This is a genomic window from Citrobacter sp. Marseille-Q6884 (genome assembly GCF_945906775.1).
Taxonomy (GTDB): domain Bacteria; phylum Pseudomonadota; class Gammaproteobacteria; order Enterobacterales; family Enterobacteriaceae; genus Citrobacter.
Genome location: NZ_CAMDRE010000002.1, coordinates 791,419 through 807,262, shown reverse-complemented (window position 1 = coordinate 807,262; position 15,844 = coordinate 791,419). Strand labels below are relative to the sequence as shown.

The following is a 15,844-nucleotide window of genomic DNA, read 5'->3' as shown; positions in this document are numbered from 1 at the left end:
TAACTATCTGTTGTCAGAGAAATTACCCCTATGTTGCTACAGAGGGCCTAATGTTTCAACGAGTAGAAGATCTTTTCTGCCAGACCTTGCGAAATACCCGGCACTTTTGCAATTTCTTCAATACTCGCGTTACGAAGGCCTTGCAACCCGCCCATGTACTTTAACAACATCTGCCGGCGTTTAGGTCCAACGCCTTCAATCGTTTCCAGCGTACTGGTGCTTTTCACTTTCGCCCGTTTTTTACGGTGCCCGCTAATGGCATGATCGTGGGATTCATCGCGAATATGCTGAATAACGTGTAATGCCGGCGAATCAGGCGGCAGGCTAAACCCCTCGCCTTCCGGCTCAAAAAACAGCGTTTCCAGACCGGCTTTACGGTCGGCTCCTTTCGCCACACCGAGCAGTAACGGGTGCTGTTTATCCCACGCGACATCCAGCTCCGCGAAAACGGCTTTTGCCTGCCCTAGCTGGCCTTTACCACCATCGATCAGAATAACGTCCGGAATCTTACTTTCTTCGATCGCCTTACCGTAGCGCCGACGCAGAACCTGATTCATCGCGGCATAATCATCACCGGGCGTAATACCCGTAATGTTGTAGCGGCGGTATTCCGCACGCAGAGGTCCGTTCGCATCAAAAACCACACAGGACGCCACCGTCTGTTCACCCATGGTGTGGCTGATATCAAAACACTCCATGCGTTTAACGGCAGGTAATTTCAGAACCGACGCCAGCGCTGTCAGGCGTTGCGTAATGGTGGACTGCTGTGACAGTTTCGTGGTTAGCGCGGTTGCCGCATTGGTACGCGCCAGCTTCAGGTAACGGGCGCGGTCGCCACGCGGTTTCGTCTGTACGTTGATTCGCCGTCCGGCCAGCTCAGACAACGAGTCCGCCAGCAGCGTCTTATCACTAAGATTAAAATCAAGCAGGATCTCACCGGGTAAGGTGCGCATCTGGCTGCCCTGTAAATAGAATTGTCCAACAAAGGTTTCCACCACTTCGCCCAGTTCCGTTCCACCCGGCACTTTCGGGAAGTAGCTACGGCTTCCTAAAACTTTACCCTGGCGGATAAACAGAACGTGTACGCAGGCCATCCCGGCATCAAACGCCACACCGATGACGTCCAGATCATCACCAGTATTAGACACAAACTGTTTTTCTGTTACGCGGCGTACGGCCTGGATTTGGTCGCGGATACGCGCGGCCTCTTCAAACTCAAGCTGTTGGCTGGCCTTCTCCATCCTGGCGATCAATTGCGTTAAAACCTGATCGTCTTTGCCAGATAAGAACAACCGGACGTAATCCACCTGCTGCGCATACTCATCCTCGCTCACCAGCCCCGCCACACAGGGACCGAGGCAACGGCCAATCTGGTACTGCAGGCAAGGACGCGAGCGATTGCGATAAACGCTATTTTCACACTGGCGAATCGGAAAAATTTTCTGCAACAGCGCCAGCGTCTCGCGCACGGCATAGCCGTTGGGAAACGGGCCAAAGTACTCGCCTTTGGCATGCTTCGCTCCACGATGCATCGCCAGACGCGGATGGGTATCGCCACTGAGAAAAATAAACGGATAGGATTTATCGTCACGCAGCAACACGTTGTAGCGTGGCTGGTACAGCTTGATGTAATTGTGCTCGAGCAATAATGCTTCGGTTTCGGTGTGCGTCACCGTGACATCAATCTGTTGAATTTGCGCCACCAGCGCTTCGGTTTTACGCGAGGCGAGGTTACTACGGAAGTAGCTGGAAAGTCGTTTTTTCAGATCTTTCGCTTTACCGACATAGATAACCGTCCCGGCGATATCATACATGCGATAAACGCCGGGCTGACTGGTTACGGTTTTCAGGAAAGCTTTTGCATCAAACTGATCGGTCACTGGCTTGTTAATGTCTCCGCATTACACAGGCCATGGCGAATTGCCAGGTGAGTCAGCTCAACGTCGCCGTGAATGTTTAATTTACTGAACATTCGATAGCGGTAACTGTTCACCGTTTTAGGACTGAGATTCAGCTGTTCTGAGATCTCATTGACCTTCTGGCCTTTGGTGATCATCAGCATAATCTGCAACTCGCGTTCAGACAAACTGGCAAACGGCGTTTCCGTTTTCTCAGGCTCGATCTGGCTGAGCGCCATCTGCTGGGCGATATCGGATGCAATATAACGTTGCCCGGAAAAAACCGAACGAATCGCGTTAACCACTTCCTGAGGCGCCGCCCCTTTACTGAGGTACCCCGCCGCGCCTGCCTGCATGACTTTGGCCGGCAACGGATTTTCGGTATGGACGGTCAGCATGATCACTTTAATGTCAGCCGTTGAACGCGCAATTTTACGGGTTGCTTCAAGCCCCCCAATACCAGGCATATTCATGTCCATTAGCACGACGTCTACGGAATTGGAGCGGCACCATTTAACCGCATCTTCACCGCAGCACGCTTCGCCGACAACTTTAATGCCTTTAATATCTTCAAGAATGCGTCGTATCCCTGCGCGCACCAGTTCGTGGTCATCAACAAGAAAAACGTTGATCAAAGGAATATCTCCAGAATAGGGATAACGCTACCGATGGTTAATCTCTCCTATGTTAACGGGTTTTATCTCAACTTTGAATTGTAAAAAACGCTTGTCATTCGATTTTGCTCTCGTTTTTGGAAATTAGATTGTACGACGCGTGGAAACTTTCACCGCATAAAGCCTGCTGCCGGGGTTATATCTGCATAACAGTTTCAGAATAGTGACAAAAAATTCATATTCAGCCACGGAATGCTAAATAGAAGAGAAAAGTTGTAACAATAATTAACGAGTAAAAAACTCAAAATATACAAAGGATGGGGAAAATATATGCGCTGCCGCTTGTTGTTTATTTTAATGCCGCCGTCTCTGGCTTGCACAAAAAACAACCACTCCTATTTTTAGCAAAGCTTATGGTATACTCCCGCGCCTTGACATTTGCCATCGCACTTTTTCATTGAAACATAACGAGGAAAATAAATGAGTACGCCTGACTTTTCCACTGCCGAGAATAACCAAGAACTGGCTAATGAAGTTACCTGCCTGAAAGCCATGTTAACGCTGATGCTGCAGGCAATGGGACAAGCTGATGCAGGACGCGTGATTCTTAAGATGGAAAAACAGATCTCGCTGATTGAGGACGAAACACAGGCTGCAGTATTTTCCAGCACTGTTAAACAAATTAAACAGGCCTACCGTCAGTAATAAGAAACCGGCTGACAGCGATGCTCTCAGCCGGTTTTGCGTCTGACACTCAGAACGATAATATACTCAGATAAGTCCGGTTGCTGCCGCGTAGCAGGCTATCTGTGTTTTGTTCGGCGCATTAAACTTCTTCTGCATATTTTTCTGATGGAAGTTAACGGTATTTTCAGAAATCGACAGAATCATCGCTATCTCTGAAGACGTTTTCCCTTCCGCTGTCCATTTTAAAATCTCTTTTTCCCGTTTGCTAAAACGCATTTCCGGCGCCATGACCATGTCATCTTCCAGCCGCGTTAACACTGACAGACTTTCACGTACCAGCAATTGCATCCGAAGCTCTATTTCATCTTGTGCGAAACGACTGCTGCGCACACTCGCACGCGAGACGGATAAAAAGCCTAACGCCCGGTTTGGCAACATTAAGCATTGCGTCATCCCCTTACGTAAACCGTGATTACGCGCGGCATCCCACAGTGGCTGAGCATCGCGGAATAAAGAGTCATTCCAGGGCAAATGCCCCTGATTGAAATTCTCTGGTTTCAGAACCGGGTCGATAGCGAAATAGTTTTCCGATTGATAATGCGCGACCCAAGCTTTGGGATACGTCGTGTGGAATGACGTTTTGGGTCGGGTGAACGGGACGGGATGACGGACACAGAGTGCGTAAAAATCGAACTCCAGATGTTGCGTCTGGTGCTGTAATTCATTATAGACATCCTCTGCCGTCGCCATTTCCTGAAAGCGTAACAGCATGCTCCGTCGCCAGGTGAAGAAATCTTGATCCTGCATACTAAGTGGTAATGCCCCTGAGATTGATAATCATCACGAATGTATGAACACGCTAACACATAAATGTATTTTATATATGCAAATTATCGGACATGAATGAAATTACTTGAGCCTGACTCTACGCAAGATAATGTCATCAGCGTTTCAGCTTAATATTAAAGCAATAATTATAAATAGTTATGCGATTAGCACTCACCGAAAACGATTTCAGTGAGTGCTTAAGCACAGTTTATTGCATCAAAAATTTTTCAAGAAACTGGCGAGTGCGGGGTTGTTGAGGGTTAGTAAATAACGATTTCGCCGGTCCCTGCTCGACGATGCGTCCTTGATCCATAAAGATTGCCCGGTCCGCAACATCGCGCGCGAAACTCATTTCATGCGTCACAATCACCATGGTGCGTTTTTCCTGCGCCAGCTGACGAATCGTGCTGAGCACCTCGCCAACCAGTTCCGGGTCGAGCGCGGAGGTCGGCTCATCAAAAAGAATGACCTCAGGGCGCATGGCCAGTGCCCGGGCAATCGCCACACGCTGCTGCTGACCACCGGATAAACGCCGTGGATAGCTGGTCTCTTTACCTGCCAGTCCGACCTTCGCCAGAAGCTCACGCGCGCGGGCTGTCGCTTCGGCTTTCGGCTCCCCTTTTACGATGACCGGACCTTCAATGATGTTTTCCAGCACCGTGCGATGCGGAAACAGATTAAAGTTCTGGAACACAAACCCCACATGCTGGCGCAGCTGGCGAATCAGCCCTTTCTGCTGATTTAACGAACGCGCGGTATCAATGGTAATCTCACCGACCTTGATCGTCCCGGCCTCCGGCTGCTCCAGTAAATTAATGCTACGCAGCAGTGTGGTTTTCCCCGAGCCGCTCGGCCCGATAATCGCCACCACTTCACCGGGTTTAACGTCAAGATCGATACCGTGCAGCACCGTTTGCCCGTGAAATTTTTTCACCAGGTTTCTGACTTCGATAGCACTCATTTCGGCTCTTTCTCCTGGCGGTTCAACTGTTCTTCAAAATAGTTCTGCAGTGCGGAAAGCACCGTCGCCATCACCCAGTAGATCAGCGAGGCCGCCAGATACATCGTGAACACCTCCAGCGTCCGCGAGGTAATCAGCTGCGCCTGACGGAACAGTTCTGGTACCTGGATCGTTGCCGCCAGAGAGGTGTCTTTCACCAGACTGATAAAGCTGTTACTCAGCGGCGGCAGCGCAACACGCGCAGCCTGCGGCAGGATCGCCCGGCGCATAGTCTGCCAGCGCGTCATACCGATACTGGCTCCTGCTTCCCACTGCCCTTTATCAATGGAGGAGATGGCCGCGCGCAGCGTTTCAGCCGCATAAGCTGCGGTATTCAGCGACAGACCAATCATCGCCGCCGGGATCGGGTCCAGTTCAATGCCAAATTGCGGCAGACCGTAGTAGATCATAAACAGCTGCGCTATCAGCGGCGTTCCGCGGAAAATAGAGATATAAAAACGCGCCAGCCAGCGGACAGGCAGCAGCGGAGACAGGCGCATCAGCGCCAGGATAAACCCCAGCACCAGGCCGAAAAACATCCCGCCGATACTCAGTTGGAGCGTAAAGACCGCGCCTTTAAGCAAATAAGGCAGCGAATCAATGACCAGTTGGATACTTTCTTGCATGCGTGTTTTTCTACCTTGCCGTTATACGTGTGGATGGTAGGCAAACAGCGCTGGTGCCCCACCGGTATGAATAAACAGGATTGGCCCTTCATCTTTGAAGCGCTTCTGGCTGATGCCATCAATCAGACCCGCCATCGCTTTACCGGTATAGACCGGATCCAGCAAGATCCCTTCCAGACGCGCCAGCAGTTTTACTGCCTCCATGCCTTCTTCATTAGGCGTACCGTAGCCCGGCGCAAAATACTCATCCCATAACAGAATATCGGCTGACGCCGTTAACTCCAGTTCCTGGGCGATAGCCTGCTGCAATGCGACAACTTTGGGTTTTTGATCAGCAACACTGCGCGAAACGGTGACACCGATAAGCTCAGTACCCGGCATCAGTTGTTCCAGGCCGACCGCCAGGCCCGCATGCGTACCCGCACTGGCTGACGCCACCACCACCGAAGAGAGTTCCACCGCCCCTTCACACTGCTGAGCGATCTCTAATGCACTTTCGACGTAACCCAATGCCCCCAGCGCGTTAGAGCCACCAACCGGGATCACGTACGGGCGGAACCCTTGCGCTTCTAATCGCGTCGCCAGCGCCTGGAGTTGTGCATTCGGGTCCGTCAACGCATCGCACATTTCAATCTGCGTATTGAACAGATCCATCAGCAGGCGGTTGCCGTTGCTGAGATAGTTTTCCGCAGTCGTGCCAATCGGGTTTTCCAGCAATGCCACGCAGTGCAGCCCCAGCTTTGCCGCCACCGCCGCCGTCTGACGAACGTGGTTAGACTGAATGGCGCCCGCGGTGACCAGCGTATCGGCGCCTTCACGCAGCGCATCGGCAGCCAGAAACTCCAGCTTGCGCAGCTTATTGCCGCCCATAGCCATCGGCGTGACATCATCGCGTTTGATAAAAATGTCGCGACCAAGATAATCAGAAAAGCGTGGGAGATATTCGAGCGGTGTTGGCGCGCCAATAAATTCCAGACGTGGAAAGCGCGTTAAGTTATGCAGCGGCATACAGCCTCCGGTATTCGTTGTTGTGATGTTCTTTTTATTATGCACATTCAGGCGCAATGAAATAAAAAAAGGCGCTGTTAAAGGCGCCTTTTTTATCTGGATGACGATTATTTCGTCACATCAGCCCCGAACCATTTTTCAGAAAGGGCTTTCAGCGTTCCGTCTTTCTGCATATCCGCAATCGCCGCATCTACCGCTTTCAGCAGATCGTCATTGCCTTTACGCAGCGCAACACCTGATTCCTGGCGGGAGAAGGCTTCACCGGTCACGGCCAGCGTATCTTTAGTTTTCTTCACCAGATCCAACGCGGCCAGACGGTCAACCAGAATGGCGTCGATACGCCCTACGCGCAGATCCTGATATTTCGTCGGGTCATCATCATAGGTACGAATATCCACGCCCTGAACGTTCTGGCGCAGCCACTCTTCGTAGTTCGTGCCCAGACCGACACCCACTTTTTTACCTTTCAGGTCAGCGGCCGTTTTAATGACACCTTCATTGCCTTTCTTCACCAGGGCCTGAATACCGGAAACCGTATACGGGGTAGAGAAATCGTATTTTTTCTTACGTTCGTCAGAGATCGTCACCTGGTTGATAACGACATCGATACGTTTGGAATCTAACGACGCCAGCATGCCGTCCCATTTGGTCGGCTTGAGCGAGGCTTTCACACCCAGATGTTGAGCCAGCGCCTCGGCAAATTCCACTTCAAAACCGGTCAGTTTGCCATCATCACCCTGAAAACTAAACGGTGGATAGGTCCCTTCCAGACCGACCAGCAGCGTACCGCGCTCTTTCACTTTATTTAACAGACCTTCATCGGCAAAGGTCTTTGCGCTCATACCGGCGACAAGTGCAACAGCCATTACACCCATCAGAGCCTGACGTCCCAGAAGTGCTAATTTCATAGTTACCCCGAATATTGTCATTAGTGACTGCTATTTATACACAAAATCATTCGGGTTGCATCAAGGCGGCAAGCGAGTGAATCCCCAGGAGCTTACTAAAGTAAGTGACTGGGGTGAAAGAGTGCAGCCAACACAGAGGCAACGTGAAGGATGACGTGTATATGACTGTAGTGTAGAGCGTTTGCTCTCATTCACAAACACGACTCTGTTACACCTTATTCGTTTTTAATATATATCAGAACTGGCTGTCCAGGAGGATTTCTGCATATGTCCCATATGGGTGTGGGCTTTGAACTGCTCATACTTACGCAGCGCTATGCGATAGTTGTTGGTACTGGTTTCAGGAAGCCACGGAGCCAGATTTTCGTCGAGGAAACCTTCCTGTAGCAGATCGTGAGAGATATTTTGTTCGGTCAGATGATTGCCGAGACGACGCAGGCGCACCACATATTCACGCACCGTGCCGTGACTCATTTCGGTTTGTTCAAACAAAAATTGTTTAAAGCCGATGATGTCAAAAAAGTCGCTTTGTTCTTTGCAATGCAAGTCACCGCAAAAACGACATAATGCCACCCACTCTTTTTTCTCCTGTTCCCAGGCAGCATCATCGAGCAGCGTATCGAGCCGGGAGATAGCGATTTTATTAACAATCTGTCCACGGCGAACCAGCGTGATCCTGTCGAGTAACTTAAAGCAGTGGGCGCAATGCGTCTGGCTGTGTTTGAAATCTTTGAGGTAGCGGCTTAGAGGCCGTCTTTTGGTTTGCTGCACCGTCATGATAACTCCTGGTAGTCAATTCGTTATGCGGCATTGTTCAGGGGCAACGGTATGGCCCCTAGAGCTTACCCAGCTTGGTGCGTAGACGTTTGATGGCCTGACTGTGCAACTGGCTGACCCGCGATTCGCCCACCTCCAGTACGGCGCCAATCTCTTTCAGATTGAGCTCTTCCTGGTAGTACAGCGTTAACACCAGCTTTTCGCGCTCCGGCAACGCCTCTATCGCGTCCATGACGCGCTGGCGAAGGTTACCTTCAAGAAGCTGTTGTAACGGGTTTTCCTGCTGATGCTCTTCGGTCACCAGCTCAATGCTATCGCCATGCTCTTCCCGCCACTCGTCATAGGAGAAGAGTTGGCTGTTATTGGTATCAAGCAACATCTGACGATACTCTTGTACAGGAATCGCCAGACGCTCCGCCACTTCGGTTTCCGTCGCGTTGCGCCCTAATTCCTGTTCCAGTTGTCCCATCGCCTGTGCCACTTCGCGAGCATTACGCCGAACGCTACGCGGCACCCAATCCCGGCTGCGTAGTTCGTCCAGCATAGCTCCACGAATACGCTGCACTGCGTAAGTGGTAAATGCCGTTCCTTGCAAAGCGTCATATCGGTCAACTGCATTCAATAACCCGATGCCGCCCGCTTGTAGCAGGTCATCCAGTTCCACGCTCGCCGGCAAGCGCACCTGAAGGCGCAATGCTTCGTGTCGCACCAACGGGACATAACGCTGCCACAGCGAGTGTTTATCCATTACACCTTCAGCGGTATAGAGTGAATTCACGATAAACAGCCCTGCGTTAAATGAGTTATCGGCATGATTATCCGTTTCTGCAGGGGGTTCTATCGGGGGAATAAGGCTATAAAAGAAGGGTTATTTGACTTTTGTAACGCGACATGCAAAGAGTAAAAAACAAAATTTACTTAAAATCAAACAATTAACCGGAAAGCACCAATATAATGCTTTCCGGTAACACGCTAAACCAGTAAGGAGACCAGAGACAAATCGTCTCCCATTCTCAAACGTTCAATGTAGCGATAAAAGTCCTCTGCTAGCGCCTTGTTGTGTTGGCTTGAAGAGTGAAAGCTATAAATGACGCTGATCAGATCATCCAGATTCGCAGTACCCCTTTCTTTTGCATGTGCAGCCACCAATAGTTTGATGAAATAATATTCCGCCACAATCATATACAGGCCACGCAGTGGTGTTCCTGATGTCAGGTCTGGAAAATCATTTTGCCAGAATTTGTAGAGGATGTAGTTTTTAAGCGCAAACGGTGTTTTGCCGATTTCGGGCAGAACAAGGTCTTGCCACACCTGTTCGATATCCGCGATTTTTTCTTCAAGCGTCAGCTCATTATCTACCGCCAACACCCGCAGCAGAGAATCTATATATTGCGTTAGCGTATTTCCCCCACGAGACAGCCGCTTAGTACGGAAATAATTTTGCATCAGTACGGTCATCGATGCTTTAACACGATAGTCGCCCGTAATATCGCCCATCACTTCGCCGTTTTGCAGCTGTTGTACCAGTTGCGAATGGATAGATTCAATCTGCGTAATTGTCGATTCATCGACCGACTCAATTTTTTCCAGAAACAGCAGGAACTTCACCACGGCAAACAGCGCGGGTTCAACCTCAACGTCAGCCCGTCCGATCAAATCCAGGCAAAACAGGCTCAGTACCTTATGAGCGACCGAAAGCGGTTTCGCGGCGTTGGGCGCTGGCTGCAACGTGATGCGTTCATTAAATTTCATCGCATCAGGCTCACTCAGCAATAACCTGACCACTTCCGGGCAGGAAATATTCAGTGAATGGTGGACATCATTTTTATAGGTACGATAATAACGGGGATAAATGGCACAGGTTTTACTCAGTGCGTTCGCCCCCAACCGTTTATGCACCATGCATAGTTTGTCATCGCCAAAATACGGGCAGTTACCGGATTCAGATGCAAATACAATCGTTCCCCAGTTGAGCGTGTCCTTTTTAACCAACTGGATGCTTTCTTTCGCGATGGTCTGAATAACCTTGTCTTTATTTGCCAGATATTTTTTTACCGTGGGTTTATCTACCGCGATGCTCCACTCTTTACAGCAATGGTCGCGACAATCGCTCCCCACACAATTGAACGCCGCGACAAAGGCAGGTTCAGTAATTAAAATTTCTTTCATTACGTTTGCTCCGGTAAAAAAAATCAAGGTGACTTTCGCCACCTTGATTGTACTGACTGACTTAAAAAACTATCGCCAGATTAACGCAGTAAAGAGAGCACGTTTTGCGTGGTCTGGTTAGCCTGCGCCAGAACAGAAGTACCCGCCTGCTGCAGGATCTGCGCACGAGACATGTTAGACACTTCGGTCGCGTAGTCGGAATCTTCGATACGGCTACGGGCAGCAGACAGGTTATTGACTGTGTTACCGAGGTTGGTGATCGCAGATTCAAAACGGTTTTGAATCGCACCAAGAGAAGAACGCTGTTTATCGATATTTGCCAACGCGTCATCAATTGCCTTCAGCGGGCTTGCGGTAGCTTGTGTTTTAAGAGACTTAGCAGAAAAATCTGCTGTACTAATAGTAAACTTCGCTGTATCGGTAGCAGTAACAGCATCTGCCGGATTTAGAGCCACATAAAAATCAGCGTCTACACCAGATTTTACTGAAACGCCTGCTTTTTCCAAAGTGGCAATTTCAGTTGCGTCTGTTGTATTAATAGTAACTTTGGCAAATAAATTGCCATTATTATCCTGTAGTGCGGCTGCTCCTATTCCCTTTAATGAAGCGTCGGCAACTCCTAGTTTGCCAGCTAAAGCTGCTTTATTAGTGTTCTCAACGGTCACTTTTGCTGCGTCAATAGCTGTAGTTTGCCCCCATATATTCTTAACAGTTCCAGCGGTAACAGCTCCCGGCGTTCCAGTCGGCCCAGTAACGTTAAAACCAGCCATATTCAGAGTACTTGCGGTAACTTCACTCAGTTTAATATCAATGGTTTCGTTATCATTGGCGCCAACCTGAATAGACAGAGTCTGGTTCTTAGACAGGACATTGGTACCGTTAAACTGGGTCTGAGCAGAAACGCGGTCAATTTCGTCCAGACGCTGTTTAATTTCATCCTGGATGGAGGACAGGTCAGTACCGTTGTTGGTACCGTTCTGTGCCTGAACGGTCAGTTCACGCACACGCTGCAGGTTGTTGTTAATTTCGTTCAGCGCACCTTCAGTGGTCTGCGCGATAGAGATACCGTCGTTGGCGTTACGGGAAGCCTGAGTCAGGCCTTTGATGTTCGCGGTGAAACGGTTAGCAATCGCCTGGCCAGCCGCATCATCTTTCGCGCTGTTAATACGCAGACCAGAAGACAGACGCTCGATAGCAGAGCCCAGAGCAGACTGAGATTTGTTCAGGTTATTTTGGGTCAACAGCGACAGGCTGTTTGTATTGATGACTTGTGCCATGATCTTTTCCTTATCAATTACAACTTGATGTTATTGGGCTGTTGCCCACGGTTTCTCACCGTAACCCATGTATCGGCACCTTAAATTCGAACTTTAGAAATATTTTAATGCGTGATGTTTTTTTTCTTAGCGCAGGAATTGCCCACGTAACCCCGCCCTATTCCACCCATTATTCCTATGAAAATATCTCTAAACTTTGCCCCCGGATTGCCGATATGGTGCTAAACCACCGTTTGCACATAAAAAGGGATCATTCATGGCTTCAGTTTCATCATTAGGCATTGGCTCCGGCCTGCAACTGGACACGTTGCTGACAAATCTTGAGACAGCAGAAAAAGGTCGTCTGAAACCTATCTCTGCACAGCAAAGCAGCTTCACCGCCAAACTGACCGGCTATGGCTCGTTAAAAGCGGCGCTGGAAAAGTTTCAGACAGCCAACACCGCGCTTAATGACGCAACCTTATTCAAAAGTACCTCGGTAACCAGTACTAGCACCGATTTAAGCGTCACCACGGCGGCGGGCGCAGCGCCTGGGATCTATAAAATAAACGTCACACAGTTGGCACAGGCGCAATCGCTGACCATGAACAGCACAGTCAGCGACGCGAAAACCATGCAAGGCAACGGCAACGCTGAACGTACGCTTGAAATTAACTTTGCCGATCCGGAAAAAAAACCGCTGGCGATTAAGCTGACAAACGGTCAGACCTCGCTGGAAGGGATTCGTGATGCGATAAATGATGCAAACGGCGGCGTTAACGCCAGTATCGTCAAAGTCAACGATAAAGAATTTCAGTTAGTTCTTACCTCTGCAGACAGCGGAGAAATGAACAAAATGACGGTGTCGGTGACCGGTGACGATACGCTGAATGGCATGCTGTCTTACGACGGTACCAACAGCGGCGGGATGAAACAGATCGTGCCTGCGCAAGATGCCAAACTGAATGTGAACGGAATTGATATCACCCGTAGCAGCAATACCATCACCGATGCCCCGCAGGGCGTAACGTTAAATCTGAGCAAACTGGTCAGCGACGTTACAGTCACGGTGAATAAAAGCAATGATAAATCAACCGCAGCGATTAAAGCATGGGTAGATGCCTATAACTCGCTGGTTGACACGATGGGTTCGCTGACCAAATACACCGCCGTAGACGCAGGTAACAATGCTCAGGATGCCAGCAATGGTGTTCTGCTGGGTGATAACACGATCCGCACCATTCAGACCGGTATTCGCGGACAGTTCTCATCGGGTGCCAATGACGGAAATTTTCAGACGTTGAGCCAGATGGGCATTACTCAGGATGCCAAGACCGGTAAGCTGAAAATTGATGATGACAAACTGAAGAAAGCATTGACCGATAAATCCGTGGATGTGCAGAAATTGCTGGTTGGTGACGGTAAAGAAACCGGGGTCACCACCAAAATCGGTTCACTGGTAAAAGGCTACCTGGCTGATGACGGCATTATCGACACGGCACAAGACAGTATTAATGCCACGCTGAAAAAACTGACCAAACAGTATGTGGCCGTCAGCAACAGCATCGACGATACCGTTGCACGCTACAAAGCGCAGTTTACACAGCTCGATACCATGATGAGCAAACTGAATAGCACCAGTTCTTATCTTACTCAGCAGTTCAGTGCAATGAATAACTCCTGATAACAGAGGTCAGTATGTATACCGCGAGCGGTACCAAAGCCTATGCACAGGTCAGCGTGGAAAGCGCCGTGATGAGCGCCAGCCCACATCAGCTGATCGAAATGTTGTTTGATGGCGCGCACAGCGCCCTGGTGCGCGCTCGCCTGTTTATGCAACAGGGTGATATCGTCGCCAGGGGTCAGGCGTTAAGCAAAGCCATTAATATTATCGACAACGGCCTGAAAGCGGGTCTGGATCAGGAAAATGGCGGTGAAGTGGCAGCCAATTTGTCGTCCTTATACGACTATATGATCCGTCGTTTGCTGCAAGCCAACTTGCGCAATGATAGTCAGGCCATTGAAGAAGTCGAAGGGTTACTCGGCAACATTGCGGAAGCCTGGAAACAGATCTCACCGAAAGCAACGCCCCAGGAGTCTCGTTAATGACCTCAGCCGTGGAGTTTATCAACCGTTGGCAGCGTATCGCGCTGCTCAGTCACTCGCTGCTGGAACTGGCGCAGCGTGGAGAATGGGACCTTTTACTGGAACAGGAAGTGACGTATCTGCAAAGTATTGAAGTGGTCATGGAAGAAAAAACTCCGCCGGATCTGACACGAAGTATTCAGGACATGATTGCCGGATACATTAAACAGACACTGGATAACGAGCAGTTGCTCAAAGCGTTACTGCAGCAGCGCCTGGATGAACTCAGCGGCCTGATTGGTCAGTCAACCCGTCAGAAGACGCTGAATAACGCCTATGGCCGCCTTTCCGGCATGCTGCTGGTTCCCGACGCGCCCACTGCCCCACAATAATTTCCCGTTACGTCTGAATAATCTTCCATACTCCAGAGGTCGGCTAATCGACTTCTGGAGCACGGAAGATGAAAAACCCCACGTTATTGCAGTACTTCCACTGGTATTACCCTGATGGCGGCCAGCTGTGGCCGGAACTTGCCGCACGCGCAGACGGACTCAATGATATCGGCATCAATATGGTGTGGCTGCCGCCGGCCTATAAAGGCGCCTCTGGCGGTTATTCGGTCGGGTACGACTCTTACGATCTGTTTGATCTCGGCGAGTTTGACCAAAAAGGAACCGTCGCCACCAAGTACGGTGATAAAAACCAACTGCTGGCGGCAATCGATGCGCTGAAACACAACGATATTGCGGTACTGCTGGACGTGGTGGTCAACCACAAAATGGGCGCAGACGAGAAAGAAGCCATCCGCGTTCAACGTGTTAATGCCGATGACCGCACACAAATTGACGACGAGATTGTCGAGTGTGAAGGCTGGACGCGCTACACCTTCCCGGCTCGTGCCGGTCAATATTCTCAATTCATCTGGGACTACAAATGCTTTAGCGGCATCGACCATATTGAAAACCCGACCGAAGACGGCGTGTTCAAAATCGTCAATGATTATACCGGCGAAGGCTGGAACGACCAGGTGGATGATGAGCTGGGTAACTTTGATTACCTGATGGGCGAAAACATCGATTTTCGTAATCATGCGGTGACAGAAGAGTTGAAATACTGGGCGCGCTGGGTGATGGAGCAAACCCAGTGTGACGGTTTTCGACTCGATGCCGTCAAACACATTCCCGCCTGGTTTTATAAAGAGTGGATCGAACACGTCCAGGAGGTGGCGCCAAAGCCGCTGTTTATCGTCGCTGAATACTGGTCTCATGAGGTGGACAAACTGCAAACCTATATCGACCAGGTCGAGGGCAAAACCATGCTGTTTGATGCCCCGTTGCAAATGAAATTCCACGAAGCCTCTCGTCAGGGGCGCGATTATGACATGAGTCAGATTTTTACCGACACGCTGGTGGAGGCCGATCCGTTTCATGCGGTGACCCTGGTCGCCAACCACGATACTCAACCGTTACAGGCTCTGGAAGCCCCCGTCGAATCGTGGTTTAAACCGCTGGCTTATGCGCTGATCCTGCTGCGGGAAAACGGCGTACCCTCCGTTTTCTATCCTGATTTGTACGGTGCGCACTACGAAGATATCGGCGGCGATGGCGAAACCTATCCCATCGACATGCCGGTCATTGAACAGCTTGATGAACTGATCCTCGCGCGTCAGCGCTTCGCTCACGGCATACAAACCTTATATTTTGATCACCCCAACTGCATTGCGTTTAGCCGCAGCGGCACCGATGACGATCCGGGCTGCGTGGTGGTGTTGTCCAACGGTGATGACGGGGAAAAGAGCATTACGCTCGGTGCGAACTACGGAAATAAAACCTGGCGCGACTATCTGGGGAATCGTGAGGAAAGCGTCGTAACGGATGAAAATGGTCAGGCGACGTTTTTCTGCAACGGCGGCAGCGTCAGCGTATGGGTCATTGAAGACGTATTGTAAGGCTCTGCCCCGGTCGCGACTGGCCGCCGGGGCGCACAAC

Annotated in this window: 17 protein-coding genes; 6 read left to right on the top strand and 11 right to left on the bottom strand. The window is 50.2% G+C overall.

Features of this window, described 5'->3' with window-relative positions; genetic code table 11:
- Nucleotides 1–47: 47 nt before the first annotated feature.
- Both uvrC and uvrY read right to left on the bottom strand, forming a co-directional pair.
- Nucleotides 48–1,880, bottom strand: a complete 1,833-nt coding sequence (gene uvrC / locus N7268_RS19010) for an excinuclease ABC subunit UvrC (RefSeq protein ID WP_260864071.1) — start codon at nt 1,878–1,880, stop codon at nt 48–50.
- Nucleotides 1,877–2,533, bottom strand: coding sequence for a UvrY/SirA/GacA family response regulator transcription factor (gene uvrY / locus N7268_RS19005; protein ID WP_198903805.1), 657 nt, complete (start codon nt 2,531–2,533; stop codon nt 1,877–1,879). The genes uvrC and uvrY overlap by 4 nt, the downstream gene beginning before the upstream one ends.
- A 296-nt stretch (nt 2,534–2,829) precedes the next feature.
- Between uvrY and N7268_RS19000 the strand changes: the two genes are divergently transcribed.
- Both N7268_RS19000 and N7268_RS18995 read left to right on the top strand, forming a co-directional pair.
- A complete protein-coding gene (locus N7268_RS19000) occupies nt 2,830–2,973 on the top strand; it encodes a hypothetical protein (protein WP_260864070.1) in 144 nt (47 codons plus the stop codon).
- Nucleotides 2,974–2,992: 19 nt separating this feature from the next.
- Entirely contained in the window at nt 2,993–3,217 is a 225-nt protein-coding gene (locus N7268_RS18995; RefSeq protein WP_198903804.1) for a DUF2594 family protein, read from the top strand.
- A 66-nt stretch (nt 3,218–3,283) separates the two neighbouring features.
- On the opposite strand, the gene sdiA is transcribed toward N7268_RS18995, so the two are convergent.
- The 9 genes from sdiA to N7268_RS18950 form a co-directional block, all read right to left on the bottom strand.
- Nucleotides 3,284–4,006, bottom strand: coding sequence for a transcriptional regulator SdiA (sdiA, locus tag N7268_RS18990; RefSeq protein ID WP_260864069.1), 723 nt, complete (start codon nt 4,004–4,006; stop codon nt 3,284–3,286).
- 229 nt (nt 4,007–4,235) lie between these two features.
- On the bottom strand, nt 4,236–4,988 hold the full coding sequence (gene tcyN / locus N7268_RS18985) for an L-cystine ABC transporter ATP-binding protein TcyN (RefSeq protein ID WP_260864068.1): 753 nt from the start codon (nt 4,986–4,988) through the stop codon (nt 4,236–4,238).
- A complete protein-coding gene (gene tcyL / locus N7268_RS18980; RefSeq protein ID WP_198903801.1) occupies nt 4,985–5,653 on the bottom strand; it encodes a cystine ABC transporter permease in 669 nt (222 codons plus the stop codon). The genes tcyN and tcyL overlap by 4 nt, the downstream gene beginning before the upstream one ends.
- A gap of 21 nt (nt 5,654–5,674) precedes the next feature.
- Nucleotides 5,675–6,661 carry a D-cysteine desulfhydrase gene (dcyD, locus tag N7268_RS18975; RefSeq protein ID WP_260864067.1) on the bottom strand — a complete coding sequence of 329 codons (987 nt, stop codon included), beginning with the start codon at nt 6,659–6,661 and terminating at the stop codon, nt 5,675–5,677.
- A gap of 107 nt (nt 6,662–6,768) precedes the next feature.
- Nucleotides 6,769–7,569 (bottom strand): cystine ABC transporter substrate-binding protein, encoded by an 801-nt coding sequence (gene tcyJ, locus N7268_RS18970; protein WP_260864066.1) that lies wholly within the window; start codon nt 7,567–7,569, stop codon nt 6,769–6,771.
- 225 nt (nt 7,570–7,794) lie between these two features.
- On the bottom strand, nt 7,795–8,346 hold the full coding sequence (gene fliZ, locus N7268_RS18965) for a flagella biosynthesis regulatory protein FliZ (RefSeq protein ID WP_260864065.1): 552 nt from the start codon (nt 8,344–8,346) through the stop codon (nt 7,795–7,797).
- A 58-nt stretch (nt 8,347–8,404) separates the two neighbouring features.
- The gene (gene fliA, locus N7268_RS18960) at nt 8,405–9,124 is read right to left on the bottom strand and encodes an RNA polymerase sigma factor FliA (protein WP_016153479.1); all 720 of its coding nucleotides are present in this window, start codon (nt 9,122–9,124) and stop codon (nt 8,405–8,407) included.
- A gap of 194 nt (nt 9,125–9,318) precedes the next feature.
- Complete coding sequence (gene fliB / locus N7268_RS18955) at nt 9,319–10,515, bottom strand: flagellin lysine-N-methylase (RefSeq protein ID WP_260864064.1); 1,197 nt, start codon at nt 10,513–10,515, stop codon at nt 9,319–9,321.
- 80 nt (nt 10,516–10,595) lie between these two features.
- Nucleotides 10,596–11,792 (bottom strand): FliC/FljB family flagellin, encoded by a 1,197-nt coding sequence (locus N7268_RS18950; RefSeq protein ID WP_260864063.1) that lies wholly within the window; start codon nt 11,790–11,792, stop codon nt 10,596–10,598.
- A 256-nt stretch (nt 11,793–12,048) separates the two neighbouring features.
- Between N7268_RS18950 and fliD the strand changes: the two genes are divergently transcribed.
- From fliD to amyA, 4 genes are all read left to right on the top strand, one after another.
- Entirely contained in the window at nt 12,049–13,455 is a 1,407-nt protein-coding gene (fliD, locus tag N7268_RS18945) for a flagellar filament capping protein FliD (protein ID WP_260864062.1), read from the top strand.
- Nucleotides 13,456–13,469: 14 nt separating this feature from the next.
- Nucleotides 13,470–13,877, top strand: a complete 408-nt coding sequence (gene fliS, locus N7268_RS18940; protein ID WP_260864061.1) for a flagellar export chaperone FliS — start codon at nt 13,470–13,472, stop codon at nt 13,875–13,877.
- Nucleotides 13,877–14,248: a flagella biosynthesis regulatory protein FliT gene (gene fliT, locus N7268_RS18935; protein WP_198903794.1), complete on the top strand. Its 372-nt coding sequence runs from the start codon at nt 13,877–13,879 to the stop codon at nt 14,246–14,248. The genes fliS and fliT overlap by 1 nt, the downstream gene beginning before the upstream one ends.
- Nucleotides 14,249–14,316: 68 nt before the next feature.
- Nucleotides 14,317–15,804: an alpha-amylase gene (gene amyA / locus N7268_RS18930; protein ID WP_260864060.1), complete on the top strand. Its 1,488-nt coding sequence runs from the start codon at nt 14,317–14,319 to the stop codon at nt 15,802–15,804.
- Nucleotides 15,805–15,844 lie beyond the last annotated feature (40 nt).

Coding starts and splice junctions, on each gene's coding strand:
- fliB (WP_260864064.1), bottom strand. CDS start 10,515: ATGAAAGAAATTTTAATTACTGAACCTGCCTTTGTCGCGGCGTTCAAT.
- tcyN (WP_260864068.1), bottom strand. CDS start 4,988: ATGAGTGCTATCGAAGTCAGAAACCTGGTGAAAAAATTTCACGGGCAA.
- fliT (WP_198903794.1), top strand. CDS start 13,877: ATGACCTCAGCCGTGGAGTTTATCAACCGTTGGCAGCGTATCGCGCTG.
- fliZ (WP_260864065.1), bottom strand. CDS start 8,346: ATGACGGTGCAGCAAACCAAAAGACGGCCTCTAAGCCGCTACCTCAAA.
- sdiA (WP_260864069.1), bottom strand. CDS start 4,006: ATGCAGGATCAAGATTTCTTCACCTGGCGACGGAGCATGCTGTTACGC.
- N7268_RS19000 (WP_260864070.1), top strand. CDS start 2,830: ATGGGGAAAATATATGCGCTGCCGCTTGTTGTTTATTTTAATGCCGCC.
- N7268_RS18950 (WP_260864063.1), bottom strand. CDS start 11,792: ATGGCACAAGTCATCAATACAAACAGCCTGTCGCTGTTGACCCAAAAT.
- dcyD (WP_260864067.1), bottom strand. CDS start 6,661: ATGCCGCTGCATAACTTAACGCGCTTTCCACGTCTGGAATTTATTGGC.
- tcyL (WP_198903801.1), bottom strand. CDS start 5,653: ATGCAAGAAAGTATCCAACTGGTCATTGATTCGCTGCCTTATTTGCTT.
- N7268_RS18995 (WP_198903804.1), top strand. CDS start 2,993: ATGAGTACGCCTGACTTTTCCACTGCCGAGAATAACCAAGAACTGGCT.
- amyA (WP_260864060.1), top strand. CDS start 14,317: ATGAAAAACCCCACGTTATTGCAGTACTTCCACTGGTATTACCCTGAT.
- tcyJ (WP_260864066.1), bottom strand. CDS start 7,569: ATGAAATTAGCACTTCTGGGACGTCAGGCTCTGATGGGTGTAATGGCT.
- fliD (WP_260864062.1), top strand. CDS start 12,049: ATGGCTTCAGTTTCATCATTAGGCATTGGCTCCGGCCTGCAACTGGAC.
- fliS (WP_260864061.1), top strand. CDS start 13,470: ATGTATACCGCGAGCGGTACCAAAGCCTATGCACAGGTCAGCGTGGAA.